Origin of the sequence: Dietzia cercidiphylli (genome assembly GCF_039531545.1) — a bacterium.
Classification (GTDB): domain Bacteria; phylum Actinomycetota; class Actinomycetes; order Mycobacteriales; family Mycobacteriaceae; genus Dietzia; species Dietzia natronolimnaea.
The window spans coordinates 92,575-116,892 of sequence record NZ_BAAAQG010000021.1 but is presented as its reverse complement, the minus strand read 5'-3'; the positions used below and the strand labels follow the sequence as shown (position 1 = coordinate 116,892).

Below are 24,318 nucleotides of genomic sequence, written 5' to 3'. Positions count from 1 at the left end.
CGTCTAGCGGCGGGACCCCGCCTCCGAGGACACGCGACCGGGCCGGTCGGTCGGCATCAGCACCCGGGGCCAGTGGGCCAGGAGCAGACCCGCGGCCAGGGCGCCGAGACCACCCGCGGCCATGTCCCCGATCGTGTCGTCGAGGGTCACGTAGATCCGGTCCGTCAGGTAGGCGTGGCCGAACCACTCCACCATCTCCCACAGTGCGCCCAGGGCCAGGCCGAAGGCGGTGGTGAGCACCACCGCCCCCGCGGCCGGGACACCCCCGTCGCCCGGTGCCGGCACGATCCCGCGGTGCGCGAGGAACAGGTAGGTCACCACCGCCAGCGCTCCGGCGCACGCGAAGTGGACCACGATGTCCCACCACCAGATGCGCGTGTACAGGTCGAAGACGTTGCTCCAGGCGGCGACGAGCAACGTGACCGACACCGCGGTGTCCGCCCACGGCCTCATCCCGACGAAGCGCGGGAGCATCAGTCCCGGCAGGGCGAACGCGACGATGGCCGCGTCCGTGAGACCGTGCAGCAGCAGGGCGAGCAGGACGCTGAGGGCCCCGAGGATCCGCAGAGCGTCCGCCGCCATCCGCACGCGGTTCTCCGCGGGACGCAGGAAGTTGTCGATCACGCGGCGACACCCCCTCGGTCGAGACGCACGACGGCGTGGACGGGCAGATGGTCCGACGCCCACACGCCGCCGGGCCGCAGCGGGTTGACCGCGGCGTGGGTGACCCTAAATGCTGACGAGGCGAGTATCCAGTCGATGCGCGCCCCGTTCCTCCGCGGCGCGCGGTAGCCGGTGTACGTCCCCCACTCCTCGCTCGCGCGGGTCCGCGCGCTGTGCCAACTGTCGACCAGAGTCCCCTCCCGGACCAGTTCTCGGACCGCCGCGCCGGCCGGGCCCGTGTTGAGGTCGCCGGTCACCAGCGCCGGACTGTGCCGGGCGGACGACGGGGCGGCGGCGGACACCAGGTCGAGAATCGCCCGCGCCGACCGCAGACGGGAGCGCGCGGAGAACGGGTCGAGGTGGGTGTTGATCACGAGGAAGCTCCGTGAGGTCCCGCGATCGCGGAACTCCGCCGACACCATGACCCGGGGGATGAGGTTCCCCCAGGATGCCGATCCCGCGCGGGTGGGCTGATCGGACAGCGCGATCTGGTCCCAGTCGAGCAACTCGAGCCGTCCGGAGTCGTAGAAGATCGGCGAGGCCTCGCCACCTCCGTCCGAGCCCCGACCGCGGCCGACCACGGCGTACCCGGGGCCCAGGGCGTCGAGCATCACCGTGGTCTGCTCGCGCAGCACCTCCTGCGCGCCGAGAACCGTCGGCCGCTCGGCGGCGAGGAGCGCGCGGACCGCGGGGGCGCGCCGACTCCACCGGTCGGACGGGCGCGCCACCACGGCCGGGACCGGACGGCGGACGTTCCAGCTCATCACGTGGATGTCCGGTTCGGTGACCGGTCCGATGAGGAACGAGGGCTCGGGCCGCGCGGCCGGGGCGGGGCCGGGGTCGTGCGGTGCCATCGTGCGGTCCTCGAATCCGGATCGGGTGGTGGATCCCCAGTCTATTGGGGAGGATGGCGGTCGTGCCGATGCCCTCGCCCCTGCCCGTGAGGGACGGGGTCGGACCGACGCGGCTCCGCGTGCCGACGGCCGGGCCGTGGGCGTCGATCGCCGAGTACGTGGTCGAGCGGTTCGATCACCTCGACCCTGCCGATCTGCACCGCCGCTTCGCCGCCGGCGATTTCGTGGGCGCCGACGCCCGCCCGGTCGGCCCCACGGCGGCCCTCGGTTCACACGAGTTCATCTGGTATCACCGCGAGGTGCCGGCGGAGGACCCGCTCCCCGTCCGCGAGGAGATCGTGCACGTCAGCGACGATCTGGTCGTGATCGACAAGCCCCACTTCCTCCCCACCACCCCGACGGGCGGGTTCCTGCGCGAGTCGGCACTCGTCCGTCTCCGCGTCCGTCTCGACAATCCCGACCTCACCCCGGTCCACCGTCTGGACCGCGCCACCGCCGGGCTGGTGATGTTCTCGGCACGCCCGTCCACACGGGGCGCCTACCAGACCCTGTTCGAACGACGAGAGGTCGCCAAGGTCTACGAGGCGGTCTCGACGCGGCCGCCGGGCTGGGATCCGCACACGCCGGAGATCTCCGGACGCCCGGTCCCCCTCGTCCACCGCGACCACCTCGAGAGGCTGCGAGGCCACCGACGGGTCGCCGTCCGCCCCGACCTCCCGCCGAACACCGAGACCCTCGTCGACGTCCTCGGTGCCGGCAGGAGCGCGGCCGGGCGCCCGGTGCTGCACACGATCCTGCGCCCCCGGACCGGCCGGTTGCACCAGCTGCGGGTGCACCTGGCCGCACTGGGGATCGCGATCCTGGGGGATCGCCGGTACCCCGACCTGCTACCGGAGATCCCGGATGATCACTCCCTTCCTCTCCAGCTGCTCGCGAGGGAGCTGGCGTTCACCGACCCGCTCTCGGGTGAACCCCGGCGATTCGTCACACGCCTGAGGTTGGCCGAGGCCCCGGTGTACGGCGACGCCAGAAGCTCAGGTGGATGACCCCACTGGGCGAGGTGGTGGACTCGATGTGGAATCGCTCCTCGAGCCCCTCCACCCCGTCCCACAGCCGTTCCCCCCGGCCCAGGATGACGGGCACCACGACGATGTGCATGTGGTCGATCAGGTCCGCCCGGAGGAACTGGCGGATCGTGCTCGCTCCCCCGCCGATGCGGACGTCCAGGCCACCTGCCAGCTCGCGCGCGGCGTCGAGCGCCGCGGCGGGGTCGGCGTCCATGAAGTGGAACGTGGTGCCGCCGTCCAGCTCCAGCGTCGGCCTGGGGTGATGGGTCAGGACGATCACCGGGGTGTGGAAGGGCGGGGTGTCCCCCCACCAGCCACGCCACGTCTCGTCCGCCCAGGGGCCCCGGGTGGGGGAGAACTTGTTGCGGCCCATGATCTCCGCGCCGATTCCCGTGTTCCACCGGCTCGCGAACGCCTCGTCGACCCCCACCGAGGCCTCGCGGTCCCCGTGGAATCCCATGTCCTGGAAGGTCCGTGTCGGTAGCGCCCACTCCAACAACCGGTGCCCGGCGTGACCGAAGGGCGCCTCGAGGCACTGCCCCTCCCCCGTACCGAACCCGTCCAGCGAGACGGAGAAGTTGTGGACCCGGACCAGTTGCCTCCGCACTCCCGCTTCCCCTTGCGCGTCGGCGAGCTCGGCGACATGGGCCGCCAGGTTGGCCAGGGTCTGCTCGCCACCCTCGACGGCGTGGTACTCCTGCGCCGCGCGATCGCGGAGCTCCCTCGTCGGGAACACCGTGCGGAACTCGACACGGGTCCCCCCGCCGTCGATTCGGAAGTCCAGGACGGACTCGAACGCCTCCGGATCCTCCGCGGACTCGCCGTGCAGTAGCGCGATCCGCTCCGGGGGGACGATCTCGCGCCAGGTGATCCGCTCCTGGTAGTCGGTTCCGTCCGGGCCGTGCATGACGAAGTCCCACACGCCGCCCTCGCGGAACTCGAAGGACCGGGTGGTGGTGGTGAACCCCTCCGGTCCCCACCACCGCGCCAGGTGCTGCACCTCGGTGAACGCGCGGAACACCAGCTCTCGCGGCGCGTCGATGTACCTGGTGATGGCGATCTCGCGGTCCGCGGTCTCCGGCCCTGTCGGGTCACCCCGCCTGCTGTCCCCCATGGTCTACTCCTCCTCCTCGGCCCGCGCAATCTCGCGGACGTAGTCGTCCAACCTGTCGAAGCTCTCGTTCCAGAACCGCTCGAACCCGCCGACCCACTCGTGGACGGACCGGAGCCCGCCGGGGTCGAGGTGGTAGATGCGCTGCTTGCCCTCACGTCGGTCGCGCACCAGGCCGACCTCGCGGAGCACCCGCAGATGCTTGGAGGCACCGGGCTGGGTGATCCCCAGTTCGAGCGCGACCTCGGTCGCCGGCCGCTCGCCCTCCCGCAGCAGGACCAGGATCTCCCTGCGCTGGGGTTCGGCGACCCCGTTCCGACCTGTGCGCGTTCCCCCTCCTTCGCCCGCTCAGCAGGTGGGTGTGGGCGCCGCCCGGTTCCAGCGATCGAGGGTCCAGCTCACGAGTTGCGGGGTCAGTGGAGAGTCCGCAGCGACCAACCCGTTGTGATCGCGGCCGGGGTAGGTCCGGTAGTCGAGCGGCTCGCCGTCCGCGCACCGGGCGTCCACCCAGTCCTGCTGCATCGCCGGCTTGACCAACGGGTCGGCCAGCCCCTGGGCGATCAGCACCGGCGCGGGCCACGGCCCGGTCGGCGAGTTCTCCTTCAACGTCGCCCCCAGGTCGCCGTCGAGGACCGCGTCGGGGAACACCTGCTCAGGGATCTGGGTGCCCCGCACGAGGGCGGCGATCGCGTCCTTCTCGTTGAAGCACAGGTCGCCGATCCTCTCCACGCCGTGCGCGGTGCCCGGGTTGAGGTGCCCGGCCAGATCCAGCTCCGGGTAGACCTCGTTCCACGACTGCGCGATGTAGGCGGAGACCGTCTTGCCCCCCACCTCGTCCTTGCTCAGCTCGGCGAGCGTGTAGAGGTCCGTGGCGGGAGCCATCCCGGCGATGCCCAGCAGGGTCAGCTCGGGAGCGTAGTCCTGGGCGATCTGACCGGTCCACAGCGCACCGTGCCCGCCCTGCGAGTGCCCCCAGACAACGGTGTCGCTGCTCAGGGTCACCCCGTCGAGCTGCTGTGCCGCACGGGAGGCGTCGAGGACGTTGCGCGCCTCCACCTGTCCCACCAGGTACGGGTGCATCCCCGGGGTGCCCAGACCCACGTAGTCCGAGATCACCCCCGCCCACCCGTGCTCGGTCACCATCTCCGTGAGCGCGGCGCCCGCACCGTCGGAGAACGGGGTGGGGCTGAGGGACGGCGCGCAGCGCGGGACGATCCCGGTGGTCCCGTGCGCCACACTGAGCAGCGGGAGCGCGTCCGTGCCCCGGTCGGCCGGCGCGATGACCGTGCCGCTGACGGCCACCACGGTCTCGTCCGGCGCTGTGCTGGTGTAGAGGATGCGCCAGGCGTCGGCTCCGGCGGGGACCCCGACGCCGAGCGTCTCGGCCCGCAGCAGCACACCGGGCTCGGCGGGCAGCGGTTCGGTGGAGGTGTAGAAGTCATCGGGCGCCGGGCGGTCGTCACCGCGCAGCAGCAGGGCGCTGCCGACGGCGAGCGCGGCCACCAGCAGGAACACCGTCACCGCGAGGATGGTCCGCCCCCACCTGCGGAGACGGCCCGATCCGGCCCGCGCGGCGGCGCGTTCCCGGCGGCGGTGGAGCAACGGGTCCAGGAGGCCGCGGAGCCCCACGAACACCAACCACGCACCCACGCCGAACGCGATCAGCTCGATGGCCAGCACCGGCCAGACCAGGCAGAGCACACCCAACAGCACCGCGGCGGCGCCACTGAACACCCCCGCCACCCGGCGGTCGGTCTCGCTGCGGATCGCCGCGACGATCGTGTGGACACCGTGCACGATCAGCGCGGTGACCATGACCCACAGCAGGCTGCGGATACTCGCCGACTGCCAGACGAGCACCACGATCCCGGCCGCAGCCGTGGCGACTCCGGTGAGGATCCGCGCCCACCACCGCGAGTGTCCGGCGCCGTCGACGCCGAGCACCGTCGCCAGTCCGACGACGACGAGGCCGGCACCCGCCAGCCTGACGATCTCCGGGAGGGCGAGGTGGGCGAGGATCAACACCGAACCCGCGGCGATCGACACCATCGCCAGGACGATCCCGACGACCCGCCTGGTCCGACCGGACCGATCGTCACCCATCTCGCTCATCGTCATCCCCTCGCGGTGGGCTCAGGTCGTCGCACCGACGGCGCGGACCGCCCCCGAGTGAAGATATCCGTTATCCCGGCCCGTCCTGCCGGAACCGGCTGACACTCCTCGGACGACCCCACCCGTGCGGTGGAGCGGACCGGCGTGGGGCCGCGGGGGCAGACTGGGCGCCGTGGACGACCTGAGAGTGGCGCCCGGCCCGGGCATCCCCGACGGCCTCCGCGTGCCCGCGGGAGAACTCCTCGAGCAGTTCTCGCGCTCCTCGGGGCCTGGCGGGCAGGGCGTCAACACCGCGGACTCCCGCGTGCAGTTGAGCCTGGACCTGGCCAGCACCACGGCGCTGAGCGACGTCCAACGCACCCGTGCGCTCGGCCGACTCGCCCCGTCACTCGCCGGCACCGTGCTCACCATCGCGGCGTCGGAGCACCGGTCCCAGCGGCAGAACCGTCGGGCCGCCCGGGACCGGCTCGCGACCCTGCTCCGTGACGCACTGGCGCCGGAGGTCGTCCGGCGGCCGACACGGCCCACCTACGGATCGAGGCTGCGGCGCCTCGACGCCAAGAGCCGGCGCTCGCAGGCCAAGGCCGGCCGCAGGCGCCCGAGCGCCTCGGACTGAACGTCCGACGCACCGCCTGCCGGGGCGGTCGCTCCGCTGCGACCTACTGGTCGGGGGTCATCCAGTGGGACAGCTGCTCGGTGGAGACCTTGGTGAGCCACATCTGCCACAGCGGTCCGAAGGACACCCGCCGCACCCCCAGGTTCCTGAGGACGGCCAGGTCCCCTGCGCCGTGGCCCTTCACGGGATGAGCGGTCACGTTGACCGGGATCGAGACCGCCCCGACGAGTCTGGTCACCTGGTCGGCGGACGTCAGCCCCACCGGGTAGACCGAGCGCGCGCCGGCCTGCTCCATCAGCACGATGCGCTCGGCCGCCTCGGCGAGCGGATCGGAGAAGACCTCTCCGCCCAGCTTGACCGCGTCGGTGCGGCCGTTGATCACGAAGGGCACACCGGCGTCATCCGCCGCGCGGCGGGCGCCGGCGATGTAGTCGGCGTGCTCGTGCTTGTCCCGGACCCGGTCGCCCTCGCCGTGGACCACATCCTCGATGTTGGCCCCCACCGCCCCTGCCTCGAGCAACCGCGAGATCAACTCGTCCGGACCGAGCCCGTACCCGGACTCCACGTCCGCGCTCACGGGGATGTCGACCGACTCGGCGATCCTGCGCACCACCCCGAGGTACTCGCCGAAGTCCATCCGCTCACCGTCGGCGCTCCCGATGGCGTCGGCGACCGGGTGACTTCCCACGGTGAGTCCGTGGAACCCCACGTCCGCGGCGGTCCGGGCACTCCAGGTGTCCCAGACGGTCGGGAGGACCACCAGGTCACCCGAGTCGTGTAGAGCGGCCAGTTCCTGTGCCCGTGCACCCACATCGGTCATCGTCGACGCCTCCTCGGCAGTAGCGGTCGTCCCTCGACACTAGGCCTGATGGGACGGACGCGACACCGCCGGAACGCGCCCGCCCCGCGGGGACGGCCCGGCCCGGGACGCCCCGGTCGGGGTCCCCGCCGCCGGAAAACGCCGCGGACGCGTGCGTCGTGGGCCACAGTGCAGGGTGACGCCGAGACGATCACACAACCGCGCACGTGCACCGATCGACCACACCGGGGGGTTCTGGCCACGCCGGCCCGACTCGGGTGATGATGGTGCAGGCGTGCTGATGCCGTTCCACAAGAACACGATCAGCCTGAAAAGAAAAGAGCCGACATGACCCCAGGCAGAACGACGATCATCTACACCCTCACCGATGAGGCCCCACGACTGGCGACGGAGGCGTTCCTCCCGGTCGTCCGCACCTTTACCGACGCCGCCGACATCGATGTCACGACGAGCGACATCTCGGTGGCCGCCCGCATCCTGGCCGCCTTCCCGGATCGGTTGACCGACGAACAGAAGGTTCCCGACAACCTGGCCGAACTGGGACAGATGACCCAGGAACCGGGCACCAACATCATCAAGCTTCCCAACATCAGCGCCTCGGTCCCCCAGCTGAACACCGCCATCGCGGAACTCCAGGCCAAGGGCTACGACATCCCCAAGTACCCGTACGACCCGCAGACCCCCGAGGAGATCGAGGTCGCCGAGCGACTCTCCGCGTGTCTGGGCAGCGCCGTGAACCCGGTGCTCCGCCAGGGCAACTCGGACCGCCGCGCCCCGAAGGCGGTCAAGGAGTACGCCCGGGCCAACCCGCATTCGATGGGCAAGTGGTCGATGGCGTCGCAGACCCACGTCGCACACATGACGCACGGCGACTTCTACGCCGGCGAGAAGTCGATCATCCTCGATCGCGCCTGCGATGCGCGCATGGAGGTGGTGACGCCGGACGGCGAGACCCACGTCCTCAAGACGGTGCCCCTCGAGGCCGGCGAGGTCGTCGACTCCATGTTCATGAGCAAGAAGGCGCTCCTGGAGTTCTACGAGGAGCAGCTGAACGACGCCAAGGAGACCGGCGTCATGTTCTCGCTCCACGTCAAGGCGACCATGATGAAGGTCAGCCACCCCATCGTGTTCGGCCACGCGGTGAGGGTCTTCTACAAGGAGGCCTTCGACAAGCACCACGACCTGTTCGACGAGCTCGGGATCAACGTCAACAACGGCATGGTCGACCTGTACGACAAGATCGAGACGCTCCCGTCCTCCAAGAAGGAGGAGATCATCGAGGATCTGCACCGGTGCCACGAGCACCGGCCGGAACTGGCGATGGTCGACTCCGCCCGCGGCATCACCAACTTCCACTCGCCCTCGGACATCATCGTCGACGCGTCGATGCCCGCGATGATCCGCATCGGCGGGAAGATGTACGGCGCCGACGGCCGCAAGAAGGACACCAAGGCGGTCATCCCGGAGTCCACGTTCGCGCGGATCTACCAGGAGATCATCAACTTCTGCAAGACCAACGGGGCGTTCGATCCCACCACGATGGGCACCGTGCCGAACGTCGGTCTCATGGCGCAGAAGGCCGAGGAGTACGGCAGCCACGACAAGACCTTCGAGGTCCAGTACGACGGCGTCGCCAACATCGTCGACGCCGCCACCGGCGAGGTCCTGCTCTCCCAGGACGTCGAGGCCGGCGACATCTGGCGCATGTGCACCGTCAAGGACGCGCCGATCCGCGACTGGGTGAAGCTCGCCGTGGACCGTGCGCGCGCCTCGGAGATGCCGGCCGTCTTCTGGCTCGACCCGTACCGCCCGCACGAGAACAACCTGATCACCCTGGTGAAGAAGTACCTCGCCGACCACGACACCGAGGGCCTGGACATCCAGATCATGTCCCAGGTGCGTGCCATGCGCTACACCCTCGAGCGCGCGTGGAGGGGCCTGGACACCATCTCGGTGACCGGCAACATCCTGCGCGACTACCTCACCGACCTGTTCCCGATCCTCGAGCTCGGTACCAGCGCCAAGATGCTGTCGATCGTGCCCCTGATGGCGGGCGGTGGACTGTACGAGACCGGCGCGGGCGGATCGGCGCCGAAGCACGTCCAGCAGCTGGTGGAGGAGAACCACCTGCGTTGGGACTCGCTCGGCGAGTTCCTCGCGCTGGGGGCCAGCCTGGACGACCTCGGCCGGAAGGACGACAACCCCAAGGCCACGATCCTGGCCAAGACGCTCGACACGGCGACCGGCAAGCTGCTGGAGAACCGGAAGGGACCGTCCCGCGTCACCGGTGAGCTCGACAACCGGGGCAGCCAGTTCTGGCTCGCGCTGTACTGGGCCCAGGAGCTGGCCGCGCAGACCGAGGACCGGGACCTGGCGGCGCACTTCGCTCCGCTGGCGGAGAAGCTGACCGCGGACAAGGACACCATCCTCGAGGAGCTGCTGTCGGTCCAGGGCTCCAAGGTCGAGCTGGGAGGCTACTTCCAGCCCTCCGTCGACAAGCTGCGGGAGGCCATGCGCCCGAGCGAGACGTTCAACTCCGCGCTCGCGAGCCTCGGCAACTGATCCGACCCGCCCGCCTCACCGCACCCATCGGCCGCGCGCCGGTGGGTGCGGTGTCATTCGGCCCGGTGTCGTCGGGTCCGGTGTCATTCGGCCCGGTGAGGGCACGCGCCGCGATAGAGTGAGCCAGGTCACACAACCTGGAGGGCACCATGAACCACGTCTACAGCGTCACCGAGATCGTCGGCTCCTCCCCCGAAGGAACGGATGCCGCGATCGCCAACGCGGTCGCCGAGGCCTCCAAGACTCTCCGCAACCTCGAGTGGTTCGAGGTGCAGTCCGTCCGCGGGAAGCTGGACGGCGACCGGGTGGCCCACTGGCAGGTGACCATCAAGGTCGGGTTCCGGCACGAGTCCTGAGCGTCATCGGACCTATCCCGCGGGCCGCTCCCGCTCGGCGCCGGGCCGCTCCCGTGTCCGGCCGCATATAGTCGGACCAGGAGCTGGATTCGGTTCCCTGATGATGGGAGTCCGGATGACCGGAACCGCTCACCCGCCCGCCACCACCTCCGCCGCCACTGGCGATGGTGCCTCCCCGGGAGGCGAACTCCTCAGCCTCGGTCTGCTCGCGAGCTCCACCATGGAGAACGAGCGTCGACTCCCGATACATCCCCGGCACCTGGACCGGATCGAGCCGGACCTCCGCGCACGCATGATCGTCGAACGCGGCTACGCCGCCGACTTCCAACTCGATCCCGGCTTTGTCGAGTCGCGCGTGGGGAGGGTGGCGGAGCGCGCCGAGGTGATCGACTCCGCTGACGTGCTGCTGCTCCCGAAACCCCAGCTGGGAGAGATGGCCGAGATCCCGGAGGGTCGCGTCCTGTGGGGCTGGCCGCACTGTGTGCAGGACACCGGGTTGACGCAGACCGCGATCGACCGTCGGCTCACCCTCATCGCCTTCGAGTCGATGAACCACTGGACCCGGCAGGGCGACTTCAGTCTGCACGTGCTCCACAAGAACAACGAGCTCGCCGGGTACTGCTCGGTCCTTCACGCCCTGAGCCTCACGGGGTCCACCGGCAACTACGGGCCCCGGCTGAGCGCGGTGGTGATCGGGTTCGGCGCCACAGCGCGCGGGGCCGTCACCGCCCTGAACGCCCACGGGATCCACGACATCCAGGTCCTCACCCAGCGGGGGGCAACGGCGGTGGGGTCGCCGATCCACAGCGCCCACATCACCCAGCTCAACACCGACGAGGGCGCGACCCACCTCAGCACGGTTCCCACCGAGGACGGCGACGTCCTGCTCCCCACGTTCCTCGCCTCGCACGACATCGTGGTGAACTGCACTCTCCAGGACGTCACAGCCCCGTTGACCTACCTGCGGACCGTGGATCTCGAGGAGTTCGCTGCCGGCAGCCTCATCATCGACGTCTCGTGCGACGCCGGCATGGGCTTCGAGTGGGCCGTGCCCACGGGGTTCGAGGACCCGATGTTCACCGTCGGGCAGGGTGTGCACTACTACGCCGTCGACCACAGTCCGTCCTACCTGTGGAACTCGGCGACGTGGGAGATCAGCGAGGCGCTCCTGCCCTTCCTGCGGACGGTCATGGAGGGGCCGGCCGCATGGGATGAGGACCTCACCATCTCCCGCGCCATTGAGATCCGCGAGGGAGTCATCGAGAACCCGCATATCCTGGCGTTCCAGGGGCGTGCCGCCGACTTCCCGCACGCGCGCGTCGGCGGCAGCTCGTAACCCCGCGGGGAGCAGACTCTTCCAGGAGGCACCGTGACCACCACGTCCGACCCCCGCCCCGTCGGGGCCGACGACCTCGTCCATCTCCGCACCTGTGTGGACCTCGCGGGGCAGGCGCTGGCGGCGGGGGACAAACTGTTCCCCTCTGTGCTGGTCGACGAGGCCGGCGAGGTGCGGTTCGCGGACCGTAACCGCGAATCGAGTAGGGACGCCACCAGACATCCGGAGTTCACGATCGCCCGCTGGGCGGCGGAGAACATGCAGCCCGAGGAGCGGGCGTCCAGTGTCGTGTACACCTCGGGCGAGCACTGCGCGATGTGCAGCGCCGCCCACGCGTTCGTGGGCCTCGGGCGCATCGTCTTCGCCTCCAGCGGGGCCCAGTACGCGGGCTGGAAAGCCGATCTCGGCGTGGCACCCGGGCCGCTCGCCCCGCTCGGGATCACCGACGTGGTCCCGGGACTCCCCGTTTCCGGTCCGGTCCCCGCGCTGGCGGAGGAGATCAGAGTGCTGGTCGAGAGGTCCTTCCGGGCCGGTCGACGGAGTAACGACGGATGACGTCGCCGGAAGTCGGGTGACGACGGGCCGGTTCAGCGTGCACCGGGGTCCCCGGTCCTCTCCACCGCACCCCAGACCTCCCGCCAGTGCGCGGCCAGGGAGTCGAGGGTCTCGTGCGCGTTCAACCCGCTGGGTTGCGGCAGCACCCACAGCACCACGCCACCGGGCCACCCCGGTACCTCCGAGGTGTCCTGCTCCCCGTAGCCGGCCTTCGGTCGCGCGAAAGCAGTTCGGAAGGCGGTGATCCCCGCGACGGCGACGACCGCCGGGCGCAGCTCCCCGGCGAGCGTGGCCACGCGCACCGCACCCGCACGCAGCTCCTCACGGGTGAGCTCGTCGGCTCGGGCGGTCGCGCGGCCGACGAGGTTCGTCATCCCGATGCCCCGCGAGAGCAACTGCTGTTCGTCCGCGGCCGAGAACCCGGTGGCGGCATCGATGACGTGGTCGGTCAACCCCGCCCGGTGCAGTGACGGCCAGAACCGGTTCCCGGGTCTCGCGAACGGCGCGTTGACGGCCGCCGTCCACAAGCCCGGGTTCACCCCGACGATGAGCAACCGCAGGCTCTCGTCGTCAGTGGGCAGGACATCGTCGACCCCGTGCGGATCCTCAGTGGCGAACCGGGCGAGCTCGTCGCGCTTCGGGCGGCGCCCGCCCGACGGAGAGGGACGCCGCGGGATGCCGGTCACGACGATCTCAGCCATGGTGCGAGGTTAGCGCGGCACCTGACCGGGCGGGCGCGACGCATAGAGGACACACTCAGGCCTCTTCACCTGACAGGCTGGGACCATGAGCCCGACGGACAGCCCTGACGCACCGTTGATCGTGGCGAACGTCGACCGGTGGCGCGAGTGGCTGATCACGAACGACGAGAGCTGCGACGGGACCTGGCTGATGCTCGCCAAGAAGGGGGTCACCTCCCCCACCTCGCTCTCCTATCAGGAGGCGCTCGAGGAGGCGCTGTGCAGCGGGTGGATCGACGGGCAGCGCAGGTCGCACGACGAGAAGACGTTCGTGCAACGGTTCACCCCCCGCCGCGCGCGTTCCATCTGGTCACTGCGGAACGTCGAGATCGTCACCCGCCTCTCCGAGGAACAGAGGCTCCGGGCGCGAGGCGTCGCCGAGATCGAGCGGGCGAGGTCCGACGGCCGCTGGGACCGCGCCTACGCCGGCGCCGCGTCAGCACAGCTCCCCGAGGTCCTCGTGACCGCGCTCGAGGCGACGCCGGCCGCCGGGGCCGCCTTCGCCCGACTCACCCGCGCCGAGCGCTACAGCGCGATCCACCCACTCCTGATCGCCCGGGACGACGCCACCCTCGAGCGACAGGTCGGACGGCTGATCTCCCGGCTCACGTCACCGTGATCAGGTCCCCCACGCGACATGATGTGACGACGACGAGGGCGGCAGTCGCCACGGCGAGACGCCCCGCGCACGGGACGCGATCCCTCTCCGCAAGGACCTGGGAGGATCTCCACTCCCAGTGTTCGGGGCCGGCCGACGGTTGCAGCCGATGACGCTCGAGCTCTCGCTAGCCGATCATGTAGGCGAAACCCCGGCCCGATTTCTCTAGTGCGCGGAGGAAACGTCTCGCCCGGCCCAGGTGGAACTTCACGTACTGCGCTTCCGATTCCACTTCTCCGACCGAGTCGCTGTTGTGGCGGGTGAACCAGGGGACAAAGTCCGCGCGGGTGATCGCGTCCAGATCGTCGGCTATCCGGGCGACGTCTCCGGGCGGGATCGCTCTCACCCACGGCAGCCACGCCTCCCAGCCGTCTAGAGGTGTCACCTCTCCTTCGAACATCCGGTATGCCGGCCTGGGCTCTTCGGCTGGGTCGGACGGCTCCGACATCCTCTGGAGATTTCTCCACGCCTTGTCGAGGTAGAGCATGTCTTCCTCCGCAGGCCCCTGCTGAAAGTCGGTCGTACCCATGGTGAAGCCGTGGGGCAGACCGACGGCGTCCGCGAACGGGTCCGGACTGATGTGAGCCCGTGGGTCGGAGAGCACCGCCTGCGTGATCTCGGCGTCGAAGGCGTATGCGTAATAGCGGATTCCCATGTGTCCAGCATCCAACCGCCACCAGGGATCCGGTAAGCCCTCCACATCGATCTGTGGACAACAATCGCGGATGATCTTCGCCTGTGAAAAACCTCCGAAGTTTCTCGGCGACGGTGTAGAGGCATAGCGTCAGCCGGATTCACGGGGAGTCGAGCAGCTCGATCCCGTAGTCGGCGACAACGGCCCGCACCTCGGCGAGGTAGCGCTGCGCCTGCGCAGTGAGCGGGATCCCGGAATGGCTGATCCAGCCGATCTCGATGCTCTCGTCTACGTCGAGCGGGATGGCGACGATCTCCGGATCGAGGTCGTCGCTGATGATTCCGGTGGAGATCGTGTACCCGTCGAGACCGATCATGAGGTTGAAGATGGTCGCGCGGTCGGAGACCCTGATCTCTCTCTTACTCGACCGGGTGGAGAGGATCTCCTCAGCGAAGTAGAACGAATTGTTCGCGCCCTGGTCAAAAGTGAGCCTGGGCAGGTCCGCGAGATCGTCGAGGGTGACGCGTTCCCGGGATGCCAACGGGTTCTGCCTGGAGATGAAGATGTGCGGCAGCGCTGCGAAGAGTGGGTGGAAGACCAGGCCGGAATCGCGGAGGAGCTTGTCGATGACCTTCCGGTTGAAGTCGTTCCGGTAGAGCACACCCACCTCGCTGCGGAGGGTCCGGACATCCTCGATGATGTCCCAGGTTCGCGTCTCACGAAGCGAGAACTCGTACTGTTCCGCCTCGCCTGATCGCACCATCCGGATGAACGCCTCGACCACGAACGAGTAGTGCTGCGCCGACACCCCGAGCAGTCGGCGGGACGGCGGCTGACCGAGGTAGCGCTGCTCCAGTAGGGACATCTGCTCGACCACCTGCCTGGCGTAGCCGAGGAACTCCGCTCCCTCGCCGGTCAGCGTCACTCCTCGGGCGGATCGGACGAGGAGGGTGCGCCCCACTCTGTTCTCCAGGTCCTTCATGGAGGCGGACATGGTCGGCTGGGCGACATAGAGCAGCTCCGCAGCGCCGGTGATCGAGCCTTCCGCCGCGACCTCGATGAAGTAGTGCAGCTGCTGGAGGGTGATTCCCCTGGATTCTCGACGCATAGCTCAAGGCTATACAAACCCATACCAAATGGTAGTTACCCGATACCTGAACTGGGACTGCAGGATGGAGGCACAGACTTTCCGCCGCGCCGAGCCCGGCCGATCACGACCCGAACGGGACGCACATGTCGAACGAATTCACATATCGCATCACCACCACCAGCTTCGACGAGAACTACTCACCGTCGGAGAACTCCCGAACCACCACGAACTTCGCGAACCTGGCCCGAGGCGAGCACCGTCAGCAGAACCTCCGCCGAACCCTGTCGATGATCAACCATCGGTTCAATGACCTCGCACGCCGGGACAATCCGACCGGGGACCGCTACTCCGTCGAGCTCGAGATCGTCTCCGCCGAGCTGCAGTTCCACTCGAAGGGCGCGGAACACCGGTTCCCCCTGCTCGAGGTACTGGACATGCAGATCGTCGACCGGGACACCGGAGCCCGCATCCCCGGGATCGTCGGGAACAACTTCTCGTCCTACGTCCGCGATTTCGACTTCAGCGTTCGGCTGCCAGCCGTCAACGAGGGAAGCTCCGAGTTCACCGTGCCCGGCGACTTCGGCGACCTGCACGGCAAGTTGTTCCAGCACTTCCTCGACTCCGAGGCCTACCGGGAGCGCTTCGAGGTGGATCCCGTGATCTGCATCAGTGTGTCCACGAGCCGGACCTACCGCCGGACCGGACACCACCATCCGACCCTCGGTGTCGAGTACCAGCAGGACGACTATTCGTTGACCGACGAGTACTTCCACAAGATGGGGCTCCAGGTCAGGTATTTCCTGCCGCCCGGCGGAGTCGCCCCGCTCGCGTTCTACTTCCGAGGCGATCTGCTCAGCGACTACACCGACCTGCAGCTCATAGGCACGGTGAGCGTCATGGAGACCTTCCAGCGGATCTATCGGCCGGAGATCTACAACGCGACCTCCCCCGCCGCAGAGATCTACCGACCGACCCTGGAACAGAAGGACTACTCGCCCACCCCGATCATCTACGACCGTGTCGAGCGCAGTCAGCTCGCGAAGAAGCAGGGCAAGTACACCGAAGACCACCTTGTGGAGCCCCACCGCGAACTCCTCGAGCAGTGGGCCGCCCACCACCCCGTCCTCGTCGGATGACCACCGGAGGAAAGTCGACCATGAACCAGATCCTGCCCACGTCCACCGTCGGCAGCCTGCCCAAGCCCTCGTGGCTCGCCCAGCCTGAAACCCTCTGGGCGCCCTGGAGGTTGCAGGGCGATGAGTTGGTCGAGGGTAAGCAGGACGCTCTGCGTATTGCCGTGAAGGAGCAGAGCGATCGCGGAATCGACATCGTCAGTGACGGCGAGCAGACCCGTCAGCACTTCGTCACGACGTTCATCGAGCATCTCGACGGGGTCGACTTCGAGCAGCGCGAGACGGTTCGGATCCGCAATCGCTATGACGCGAGTGTGCCTACCGTCGTCGGTGACGTGCGCCGCTCCACGCCGGTCTTCGTCGACGACGCGAAATTCCTACGACAGCAGACCGATCGGCCGATCAAGTGGGCACTCCCCGGCCCCATGACGATGATCGACACGCTCTACGACGGCCACTACTCCAGTCGCGAGAAGTTGGCGTGGGAGTTCGCGACTATCCTCAACCAGGAGGCACGAGACCTGGAGGCTGCGGGGGTCGACATCATCCAGTTCGACGAGCCCGCGTTCAACGTCTACTCCGATGAAGTGAAGGACTGGGGCGTGGCGACGCTGGAAAGGGCGGCGGAGGGATTACGCGCGGAGACCGCGGTGCACATCTGCTACGGCTACGGGATCAAGGCGAACACCGACTGGAAGGCCACCCTCGGTTCGGAATGGCGCCAGTACGAGGAGTCGTTCCCCCTCCTGCAGCAGTCCAGCATCGACATCATCTCCCTGGAGTGCCACAACTCCCGTGTCCCGATCGACCTCGTCGAACTGGTCCGCGGCAAGAAGGTCATGCTCGGGGCGATCGACGTGGCCAACGAGAAGGTCGAGACTCCGGAGGAGGTCGCGGCCACGCTCCGCAACGCCCTGCAGTTCGTCGACGAGGACAGACTCCTGCCGAGCTCCAACTGCGGCATGGCGCCCTTATCCCGGGACATCGCACTGGCGAAGTTGAGCTCGCTCAGCGCGGGTGCTCGCATCGTTCGTGAGGAGCTATCGGCCGCCAAGGCCTGACCTATCGGTCTGAGAACGCCGGCGGCCCCGCCTGCCAAGGCAGACGGGGCCCTCGCTGAAGCGCCGAGGATCACACGTTGAAGCGGAACTCCACCACGTCGCCGTCGGCCATCACGTAGTCCTTGCCCTCCATGCGCACCTTGCCGGCGGCCTTGGCGGCGGCCATGGAACCGGCAGCATCGAGGTCGGCGAACGACACGATCTCGGCCTTGATGAAGCCCTTCTCGAAGTCGGTATGGATCACGCCGGCGGCCTTGGGGGCGGTGTCGCCCTTGCGGATCGTCCAGGCGCGCGACTCCTTGGGCCCGGCGGTGAGGTAGGTCTGCAGCCCGAGGGTGTGGAAGCCGGCGCGGGCGAGCGCGTTCAGGCCCGGCTCGTCCTGGCCGATCGACTCGAGCAGCTCCATGGCGTCCTCTTCCTCCAACTCGCGGAGTTCGGACTCGACCTTGGCGTCGAGGAACACACAGTCGGCGGGAGCCACGGCCGCGCGCAGCTCGGCCTGACGCTCGGCGTCGGTCAGCACGGCCTCGTCCGCGTTGAAGACGTAGAGGAAGGGCTTCGCGGTCATCAGGTGCAGGTCACGCAGCAGGGTGCGGTCCACCTCGTCCTGGGCCTTGAACAGCGTCCGGCCGTCCTCGAGCACGGCCTGCGCCTTGCGGATCTCCTCGAGCTGCGGCAGCAGCGACTTGTCCTTGCGGGACTCCTTCTCGAGTCGCGGGACGGCCTTCTCGAGGGTCTCCATGTCCGCCAGGATCAGCTCGGTGGCGATCACCTCGATGTCGGCCATCGGGTCGACCCTGCCGTCCACGTGGATCACATCCGGGTCGTCGAACACCCGCACGACCTGGCAGATGGCCTCGGCCTCGCGGATGTTGGCGAGGAACTTGTTGCCCATGCCCTCGCCGGTGCTGGCGCCCTTGACGATGCCGGCGATGTCCACGAACGACACGACCGCCGGCAGGATCCGCTCGGAGCCGAAGATCTCGGCCAGTCGGGCCAGGCGGGGATCCGGCAGATCCACGACACCGATGTTCGGCTCGATCGTGGCGAACGGATAGTTGGCGGCTAGCGCGTCGTTGTTCGTCAGGGCGTTGAACAGGGTCGACTTACCGACGTTGGGCAGTCCGACGATTCCGAGGGTGAGGCTCACGAGGCCCGAGTCTACGTCCCGCCCCCTCCGTGCCCCCTGCCCGCCACCCCGGCCGGTCACGGGGAGCGCGCCCGCGTGACCTCTGACAAGATGTGTGGCATGAGTGACGAGCCGAAACCGCCTCCTCCAGTCGGGTCAGACGAGGAGCACGTCGACCGCTCCGTCCTCATCGGTCTCGGCGGACGGTGGGTCACCGACTGGGCGCTACGCCTGGCCATCCTGCTCATCGCGGGGTGGCTGCTGAGCCAGATCGGTGGCGCGCTGTGGGTGGGCATCCTGCCGATCCTGCTCGCGCTCATCGTGGCCACGGTCCTCTGGCCCCCCACGGGATGGATGACCCGCCACGGCGTCCCCAAAGCCCTGGCCGCACTCATCTCGCTCCTCGGATCACTCGCCGCCGTCGCGGGGATCCTGGCGCTGATCGCCCCGTCGATCATCGAGCAGAGCGTCCAGCTCGCGGACCAGACCTCGGAGGCGATCGGAGAGGTCCAGGACTGGCTCCGGGGTCCGCCGCTGAACATCCGGGACGAGCAGCTCGACAGCGTGCTGGGCCAGCTCAGCTCGACTCTGCAGGACCGCGGTGACCAGATCGCGAACGGCGTGTTCACCGGCGTGACCGCGGTGGGGTCGCTGCTCATCACCTTCGTCCTGGTCCTGGTGCTCACGTTCTTCTTCATCAAGGACGGCCCCCGGTTCCTGCCGTTCGTGCGTCGGATCGCCGGCCGCAATGCCGGTCGCCACCTCACCGAGGTCCTGACCCGCAGCTGGAACACCCTCGGCGGCTACATCCGCGCCCAGGCGATCGTCTCGTTCGTGGACGCCTTCTTCATCGGCCTGGCGCTCGTCATCCTGGGCGTGCCGCTGGCGTGGGCGCTGGCGGTCATCACCTTCCTGGCCGGGTTCATCCCCATCGTCGGTGCGTTCACCGCCGGTGCGCTGGCGGTGCTCATCGCGCTGGTGGCCAACGGCCTGACCACCGCGATCATCGTGCTGGTCGTGATCATCGCGGTGCAGCAGCTCGAGAGCAACATCCTCCAGCCCATTCTCCAGTCCCGGGCGATGAACCTGCATCCCGTCGTCATCCTGCTCGGGGTGGCCGCGGGTGGCACCCTGTTCGGGATCATCGGGGCATTCCTCGCGGTGCCGATCCTGGCGGTGGCCGCCGTGATGCTCCGGTACCTCGGCGAGCAGATCGACCTCCGGACCGGGGACGTCACCGCGTCGGACCTCGTGTCCGCCACCGACGAGGGACGTCTGACGGCCTGGCTCGGCGAGATGTCGAGCTCGCGGTTCGCGCCGCTGCGCAAGAGCAGCAGCGCCATCATGGCGGGGATCAAGGACACCCGACCGGGACCGGTCCACGGGGCCCCGGACAGCGGGTCCGTCGGTGCGACCGGGCCGGGCGATTCGGTCGTGGGAACCCTCGAACTCGACGACGACGAGGTGGTCCCGCCGGATCCGGATGCCGACGATCCGTCCGCCGACCAGGCGAATCCTCCCACGGGGCCCGTCGACCCGAAGGCCGTGTACGGTAACCGACCCTCGCCCTCGGAGAGCAAGCCCAACGCGCTGCGGCGCTTCGGCAGATTCCTCGCTCGCCGACTCGAGAGTTAGAGTCTCATCCTGTGAGCACACGGAGGAGCGGACGGGTCCCGGCGGACGAGAGGTCCGTCGTCTCGACCGTTCGGGGCCTGCCGGCCTGGTCCGCGGTCCTGCTCGCGGTGGCCGTCACCCTCACCGGGGTGGCGATCGACTCGTTCTCCGGGGGCCTCGGCACCGGCTTCACCGTGGGCTACTTCCTCGGGTGTCTGGTCGCGGTGCTGGCGGTGTCCCGCCGGGCGCTGTTCGTCGCCGGCATCCAACCGCCGCTCATCATGTCGGTGCTCGTCCCGATGGCCTCGGTGATCGCCGGAGCGGGGCTGACCGCGGCGGCCTTCTCCCGTTCCCAGATGATCTCGCTGGTGCTGCCGCTGGCGACCAGGTTCCCGCTGATGCTCACGACCACCCTGGTCGTGGTGGCGATCGCGCTGATCAGGGCGTTCGTCCTCGAACCCCGCAGCCCGCGACCGGTGGCCGTCCGCCGCCAGCGGGCGGCCCCGGCGCACGCCCGCCGCTGAGGCTCCCGCGGATCCCGGGGCTCCCGCGGATCAGACCTTCTTGGGAACCCGCAGCTCGCGGGGCAGCGAGAACGTGATGGTCTCCTGGGCGGTCCGCACCGAGGAGACGTCGTTGAAGCCGTGGTCGGCCAGCAGGTCCACCACACCTCGGACCAGCAACTCCGGCACCGAGGCGCCCGAGGTCACCCCCACCGTGGTGACGCCCTCGAACCAGGACGTGTCGATCTCCTTGGCGTAGTCCACCAGATGTGCGTCGCGCGCACCGGCCTGCAGGGCCACCTCGACCAGGCGGACAGAGTTGGACGAGTTCTGGGAGCCCACCACGATCACCAGGTCGCACTGCGGCGCCATCGTCTTGACCGCGACCTGCCGGTTCTGGGTGGCGTAACAGATGTCGTCCGACGGCGGATCGATCAGCGTCGGGTACTTCTCCTTGAGCCGCCGCACCGTCTCCATCGTCTCGTCCACGCTGAGCGTGGTCTGCGAGAGCCAGATCAGCTTCTCGGTGTCGACGGGGATGTCGAGGGCGTCGACGGACTCCGGGCCGTCGACCAGGGTCACCACATCGGGGGCCTCGCCCGCGGTCCCCTCGACCTCCTCGTGGCCCTCGTGGCCGACCAGGAGGATCAGGTACCCCTCCCGGGCGAAGCGCTTGACCTCGGTGTGGACCTTGGTCACGAGCGGGCAGGTGGCGTCGAAGGTGTTCAGCTCCAGCTGCAGGGCGCTCTCGCGGACGGCCGGCGAGACGCCGTGGGCGGAGAACACCAGGTTCGACCCGTGCGGGACCTCGTCGGTCTCGTCGACGAAGATCACGCCCTGGTCGGTGAAGGACTCCACGACGTGCTTGTTGTGGACGATCTCCTTGCGGACGTACAGCGGGGCACCATGCTTGGCCAGGGCCTTCTCGACCGTCTCGACTGCCCGGTCGACGCCGGCGCAATAGCCGCGCGGTTCCGCGAGGAGCACTCGCTTGGTTGCCGGTTCGGCGATCATGTCGGTCTGCTCGGTCATGTCACCAGGGTACGGTTCATACTGGATTCCGACCATCACGCCTCCCGGACGCCCCCCGGCAGAGAGGTTCCCATGCTCCGTCCGTTCTTCCTCACCCGTGTCTCCATCGGGGTCGCCGCCTCCGCGGTGGAGCTCGCCGTGGAGCTCCCCGGTCGCGCGCTCCAGGCGGCGGTCTCGCTGCCCGCGGTCCCCGTGAAGGTCGCCGGCAGCCTGGTGCAGTCGTACCTGCACGCCGGCCAGACCGTCGCCGGTCTCGCGGTCAAGGGCGATCGGGTGATCGCGACGGTGTTCCCCTCCCGGTCGGACAAGCCGGAGTGGGCGACCTTCGACGAGGACCTCGACGACGACGGGGCCGGGGGCGGGGCTGACACCGCCGTGGGCCCGGGCGGGGACCGCGGTCCCGGCGGCGACGAGCCCGACGTTCCGACCGGCCGCGTCGCCCCACGCACCACGTGACCGCCGGAGCGACGAGGTCCCCCAGCAGCCCCGAACAGCCGTGGCCGGTCCGGGTGGTCTCGGACCAGATCGCCAACTGGATCCACCGTCTCGGCGCCGTCTGGGTCGAGGGGCAGATCACCCAGCTCAGCCTGCGCCCGGGCACCCGGACGGCGTTCCTCACCCTGCGCGACCCCTCGGTGGACAATTCGCTGACCCTCACCTGCCCGCCCCGCCTCATCTCCGAGGCGCCGGTACCGGTCACCGAGGGCAGCCGGGTCGTGGTCCGGGGAACGCCCCGCTTCTACACCGGTCGTGGATCGTTCTCGCTCCAGGTCTCCGAGATCCGCCCGGTGGGCATCGGCGAACTCCTCGCCCGCATCGAGAGGCTCAAGCAGGCCCTGGCCGCCGAGGGGCTGTTCGACCCTCGTCTCAAGCGCCCGCTGCCGTTCCTGCCGACCTGTGTCGGGCTGGTGACCGGCCGCGCGAGTGCGGCCGAGCGCGACGTGGTCGAGGTGTCCCGGGGTCGGTGGCCCGACGTGCGGTTCGCCGTCCGCAACACCGCGGTCCAGGGACCGTCGGCCGTACCGCAGATCCTGGAGGCGTTGGCGGACCTCGACGCCGACCCGGTCGTCGACGTGATCATCCTGGCCCGCGGCGGGGGCTCGGTCGAGGATCTGCTCCCGTTCTCCGACGAGGCCCTGGTGCGGGCGATCTCGCGGTGTCGCACGCCCGTGGTCAGCGCGATCGGACACGAGCCGGACTCGCCGCTCTCCGATCTGGTCGCCGACCTGCGCGCGGCCACCCCCACCGACGCCGCCAAGCGGGTGGTCCCGGACGTCGCCGAGGAGCGTCGCCGGATCGTCGAGGCCCGCGCCCGGACCGCCCGCGCCCTGCGGGGATGGGTGGAGCGGGAGCGCGGCCAGCTCACGGCGATCCGTTCCCGCCCGGTGATGGCGAACCCCTACGGGCTCGTGGACTCACGGGCCGAGGTGGTGGCCGAGGCGCTCCGGGCGGCCCGGCGGGACATCACGCGGATCATCCAGACCGAGTCCACGTCGCTCGGCCATCTCGCGGCGCGGCTGACCACCCTCGGACCGGCAGCCACCCTGGCGCGCGGGTACGCGGTGGTCCAGTCCGTCGCCGGGGACCACGACGGCCGGGTGGTCTCCTCGATCGCCCACGCCCCGCCAGGGTCGCAGCTGCGCATCCGGGTGTCGGACGGCGCGCTGTCCGCCGCCGTCCTCGGCTCCACCCCCGCCGCGGGACGGACGGCCACCACCACCGCACCGCCCGGGCCATCCACACCCGAGCACACCACATCCAAGCCAGCCACACCCGAGCCAGCCACACCCGAGGAGCAGTCCTGATGTCCGACGAGCAGACCCCCGTCTCCCAGCTCGGCTACGAGGAGGCCCGCGACGAGCTGATCGAGGTGGTCCGCATCCTCGAGGCAGGCGGCCAGGACCTGGACGCATCCTTGGCGCTCTGGGAGCGGGGCGAGGAACTCGCCGCGCGGTGCACGGAGCACCTGGACGGCGCGCGCGACCGGATCGACGCGGTGTTGGGCGACGACGACGAGGGCGGCCGCAGCTAGGAGGCACTGCAGCTAGGAGGCACTGCAGCTAGGAGGCACAGCCCTTGCGCCGGCCCGGCGACGGTCGACCCGCTGACTACCGGGTGTCCGGGAGCGGTTCGGCGTCCTGGACAGCCGCGGCCAGCTCCTCGAAGTCCGAGGTGGTGGCCGACCCGGTCACCGCCACCCTGACGTCGTCCAGGTCCAGCACCCACACCGGACGGACGTCGTCACCGGTGAACACGGTCCACTCCCGCCCGGTCACCGGCACGATCGTCCGGCTCGGTCGCGGTCCGCCGTTCAGCGACCGGAACGCCTCCTCGGGGGCGTCGGACTGGACCAGCTCGACGAAGCTCCGCTCCCCCGTCACCCAGCCGACGTGGCTCGAGGTGGTGCCGACGAAGCTCTCGACCCGACCCGAGTTCGAGGTCCACCCCTCCGGGACGACCGGGGACCGCACCGGGAAGTCCAGGCTGCGGGCGTCCTGGCGCAGGGAGGCCTCGGCGTCGAACTCCGGGATCGCGCCCTGCTGTGGTCCGGACGGGCTGAAGGTGCACTGGCCCGCGACACCGGCGAAGATGCCGACGATCGCCATGAGCACCACCACCGACCAGAACATGTCGCGGTTGCCCTGCAGGATTCTCGGTTTCGGCTCGGCCAC

At 69.4% G+C, this 24,318-nt stretch carries 25 protein-coding genes and 2 pseudogenes; 14 read left to right on the top strand and 13 right to left on the bottom strand.

Annotated elements, in window-relative coordinates; translation table 11 throughout:
- Positions 1-3: 3 nt before the first annotated feature.
- On the bottom strand, positions 4-624 hold the full coding sequence (locus ABD250_RS16070; RefSeq protein ID WP_182617154.1) for a DUF2238 domain-containing protein: 621 nt from the start codon (positions 622-624) through the stop codon (positions 4-6).
- A complete protein-coding gene (locus tag ABD250_RS16065) occupies positions 621-1,517 on the bottom strand; it encodes an endonuclease/exonuclease/phosphatase family protein (protein WP_344393278.1) in 897 nt (298 codons plus the stop codon). The genes ABD250_RS16070 and ABD250_RS16065 overlap by 4 nt, the downstream gene beginning before the upstream one ends.
- Positions 1,518-1,570: 53 nt before the next feature.
- Here ABD250_RS16065 and ABD250_RS16060 point away from each other — a divergent pair, with 53 nt between their 5' ends.
- On the top strand, positions 1,571-2,563 hold the full coding sequence (locus ABD250_RS16060) for a pseudouridine synthase (protein WP_182659257.1): 993 nt from the start codon (positions 1,571-1,573) through the stop codon (positions 2,561-2,563).
- Here the strand turns inward: ABD250_RS16060 and ABD250_RS18130 are convergent.
- The 4 genes and pseudogenes from ABD250_RS18130 to ABD250_RS16045 form a co-directional block, all read right to left on the bottom strand.
- Positions 2,502-3,191, bottom strand: coding sequence for a dihydrofolate reductase family protein (locus ABD250_RS18130; RefSeq protein WP_422110539.1), 690 nt, complete (start codon positions 3,189-3,191; stop codon positions 2,502-2,504). The genes ABD250_RS16060 and ABD250_RS18130 overlap by 62 nt on opposite strands.
- Before the next feature lie 45 nt (positions 3,192-3,236).
- Positions 3,237-3,698, bottom strand: a pseudogene (locus tag ABD250_RS18125) (SRPBCC family protein); the annotation flags it as partial.
- A 3-nt stretch (positions 3,699-3,701) separates the two neighbouring features.
- A pseudogene (locus tag ABD250_RS16050) lies at positions 3,702-3,989 on the bottom strand (ArsR/SmtB family transcription factor); the annotation flags it as partial.
- 54 nt (positions 3,990-4,043) lie between these two features.
- Positions 4,044-5,798 carry a lipase family protein gene (locus ABD250_RS16045; protein WP_344393276.1) on the bottom strand — a complete coding sequence of 585 codons (1,755 nt, stop codon included), beginning with the start codon at positions 5,796-5,798 and terminating at the stop codon, positions 4,044-4,046.
- Between the two features lie 181 nt (positions 5,799-5,979).
- Between ABD250_RS16045 and arfB the strand changes: the two genes are divergently transcribed.
- Entirely contained in the window at positions 5,980-6,423 is a 444-nt protein-coding gene (arfB, locus tag ABD250_RS16040; protein ID WP_182690888.1) for an alternative ribosome rescue aminoacyl-tRNA hydrolase ArfB, read from the top strand.
- Between the two features lie 43 nt (positions 6,424-6,466).
- Here arfB and ABD250_RS16035 read toward each other — a convergent pair whose 3' ends face one another.
- Positions 6,467-7,243, bottom strand: coding sequence for an isocitrate lyase/PEP mutase family protein (locus tag ABD250_RS16035; protein WP_179525635.1), 777 nt, complete (start codon positions 7,241-7,243; stop codon positions 6,467-6,469).
- A 327-nt stretch (positions 7,244-7,570) separates the two neighbouring features.
- Here ABD250_RS16035 and ABD250_RS16030 point away from each other — a divergent pair, with 327 nt between their 5' ends.
- The 4 genes from ABD250_RS16030 (at position 7,571) to ABD250_RS16015 (ending at position 12,052) form a co-directional block, all read left to right on the top strand.
- A complete protein-coding gene (locus tag ABD250_RS16030; protein ID WP_179525636.1) occupies positions 7,571-9,805 on the top strand; it encodes an NADP-dependent isocitrate dehydrogenase in 2,235 nt (744 codons plus the stop codon).
- Positions 9,806-9,954: 149 nt separating this feature from the next.
- Positions 9,955-10,161 (top strand): dodecin, encoded by a 207-nt coding sequence (locus ABD250_RS16025; protein WP_182611284.1) that lies wholly within the window; start codon positions 9,955-9,957, stop codon positions 10,159-10,161.
- A 220-nt stretch (positions 10,162-10,381) separates the two neighbouring features.
- Positions 10,382-11,497: a Rossmann-fold NAD(P)-binding domain-containing protein gene (locus ABD250_RS16020; protein ID WP_241730510.1), complete on the top strand. Its 1,116-nt coding sequence runs from the start codon at positions 10,382-10,384 to the stop codon at positions 11,495-11,497.
- Between the two features lie 33 nt (positions 11,498-11,530).
- Positions 11,531-12,052, top strand: a complete 522-nt coding sequence (locus tag ABD250_RS16015; protein ID WP_182658058.1) for a nucleoside deaminase — start codon at positions 11,531-11,533, stop codon at positions 12,050-12,052.
- A 32-nt stretch (positions 12,053-12,084) separates the two neighbouring features.
- Here the strand turns inward: ABD250_RS16015 and ABD250_RS16010 are convergent, their stop codons facing one another.
- Positions 12,085-12,753 carry a mismatch-specific DNA-glycosylase gene (locus ABD250_RS16010; RefSeq protein ID WP_179525640.1) on the bottom strand — a complete coding sequence of 223 codons (669 nt, stop codon included), beginning with the start codon at positions 12,751-12,753 and terminating at the stop codon, positions 12,085-12,087.
- Between the two features lie 85 nt (positions 12,754-12,838).
- Here ABD250_RS16010 and ABD250_RS16005 point away from each other — a divergent pair, with 85 nt between their 5' ends.
- Positions 12,839-13,411, top strand: coding sequence for a YdeI/OmpD-associated family protein (locus ABD250_RS16005; protein ID WP_182658059.1), 573 nt, complete (start codon positions 12,839-12,841; stop codon positions 13,409-13,411).
- A 166-nt stretch (positions 13,412-13,577) separates the two neighbouring features.
- Here the strand turns inward: ABD250_RS16005 and ABD250_RS16000 are convergent, their stop codons facing one another.
- Together ABD250_RS16000 and ABD250_RS15995 are read right to left on the bottom strand one after the other, a co-directional pair.
- On the bottom strand, positions 13,578-14,105 hold the full coding sequence (locus ABD250_RS16000) for a DUF1877 family protein (protein WP_182641053.1): 528 nt from the start codon (positions 14,103-14,105) through the stop codon (positions 13,578-13,580).
- 139 nt (positions 14,106-14,244) lie between these two features.
- The gene (locus ABD250_RS15995) at positions 14,245-15,192 is read right to left on the bottom strand and encodes a LysR family transcriptional regulator (protein WP_182658060.1); all 948 of its coding nucleotides are present in this window, start codon (positions 15,190-15,192) and stop codon (positions 14,245-14,247) included.
- A 125-nt stretch (positions 15,193-15,317) separates the two neighbouring features.
- On the opposite strand from ABD250_RS15995, the gene ABD250_RS15990 reads away from it, so the two are divergent.
- Together ABD250_RS15990 and ABD250_RS15985 are read left to right on the top strand one after the other, a co-directional pair.
- A complete protein-coding gene (locus tag ABD250_RS15990; RefSeq protein WP_182658061.1) occupies positions 15,318-16,310 on the top strand; it encodes a putative oxygenase MesX in 993 nt (330 codons plus the stop codon).
- A gap of 20 nt (positions 16,311-16,330) precedes the next feature.
- Positions 16,331-17,368, top strand: coding sequence for a methionine synthase (locus ABD250_RS15985; RefSeq protein ID WP_182658066.1), 1,038 nt, complete (start codon positions 16,331-16,333; stop codon positions 17,366-17,368).
- A 70-nt stretch (positions 17,369-17,438) separates the two neighbouring features.
- Here the strand turns inward: ABD250_RS15985 and ychF are convergent, their stop codons facing one another.
- Positions 17,439-18,518 (bottom strand): redox-regulated ATPase YchF, encoded by a 1,080-nt coding sequence (gene ychF / locus ABD250_RS15980; protein ID WP_182658062.1) that lies wholly within the window; start codon positions 18,516-18,518, stop codon positions 17,439-17,441.
- A gap of 99 nt (positions 18,519-18,617) precedes the next feature.
- On the opposite strand from ychF, the gene ABD250_RS15975 reads away from it, so the two are divergent.
- Together ABD250_RS15975 and ABD250_RS15970 are read left to right on the top strand one after the other, a co-directional pair.
- Positions 18,618-20,132, top strand: coding sequence for an AI-2E family transporter (locus tag ABD250_RS15975; protein WP_182658063.1), 1,515 nt, complete (start codon positions 18,618-18,620; stop codon positions 20,130-20,132).
- Between the two features lie 11 nt (positions 20,133-20,143).
- Positions 20,144-20,635 (top strand): DUF6542 domain-containing protein, encoded by a 492-nt coding sequence (locus tag ABD250_RS15970; protein WP_182658064.1) that lies wholly within the window; start codon positions 20,144-20,146, stop codon positions 20,633-20,635.
- 30 nt (positions 20,636-20,665) lie between these two features.
- Here ABD250_RS15970 and ABD250_RS15965 read toward each other — a convergent pair whose 3' ends face one another.
- Positions 20,666-21,646, bottom strand: coding sequence for a 4-hydroxy-3-methylbut-2-enyl diphosphate reductase (locus ABD250_RS15965; RefSeq protein ID WP_179525649.1), 981 nt, complete (start codon positions 21,644-21,646; stop codon positions 20,666-20,668).
- Positions 21,647-21,718: 72 nt separating this feature from the next.
- Between ABD250_RS15965 and ABD250_RS15960 the strand changes: the two genes are divergently transcribed.
- Genes ABD250_RS15960 through ABD250_RS15950 form a run of 3 tightly spaced genes read left to right on the top strand, consistent with a single transcriptional unit; the run spans position 21,719 to position 23,678 of the window.
- Positions 21,719-22,102: a hypothetical protein gene (locus ABD250_RS15960; RefSeq protein ID WP_182639912.1), complete on the top strand. Its 384-nt coding sequence runs from the start codon at positions 21,719-21,721 to the stop codon at positions 22,100-22,102.
- Complete coding sequence (gene xseA / locus ABD250_RS15955) at positions 22,099-23,451, top strand: exodeoxyribonuclease VII large subunit (protein ID WP_344393261.1); 1,353 nt, start codon at positions 22,099-22,101, stop codon at positions 23,449-23,451. Before ABD250_RS15960 ends, xseA begins: the two co-directional genes overlap by 4 nt.
- The gene (locus tag ABD250_RS15950) at positions 23,451-23,678 is read left to right on the top strand and encodes an exodeoxyribonuclease VII small subunit (RefSeq protein ID WP_182658642.1); all 228 of its coding nucleotides are present in this window, start codon (positions 23,451-23,453) and stop codon (positions 23,676-23,678) included. The genes xseA and ABD250_RS15950 overlap by 1 nt, the downstream gene beginning before the upstream one ends.
- Positions 23,679-23,754: 76 nt before the next feature.
- On the opposite strand, the gene ABD250_RS15945 is transcribed toward ABD250_RS15950, so the two are convergent.
- Positions 23,755-24,318 (bottom strand): DUF4245 family protein, encoded by a 564-nt coding sequence (locus ABD250_RS15945; protein WP_182658641.1) that lies wholly within the window; start codon positions 24,316-24,318, stop codon positions 23,755-23,757.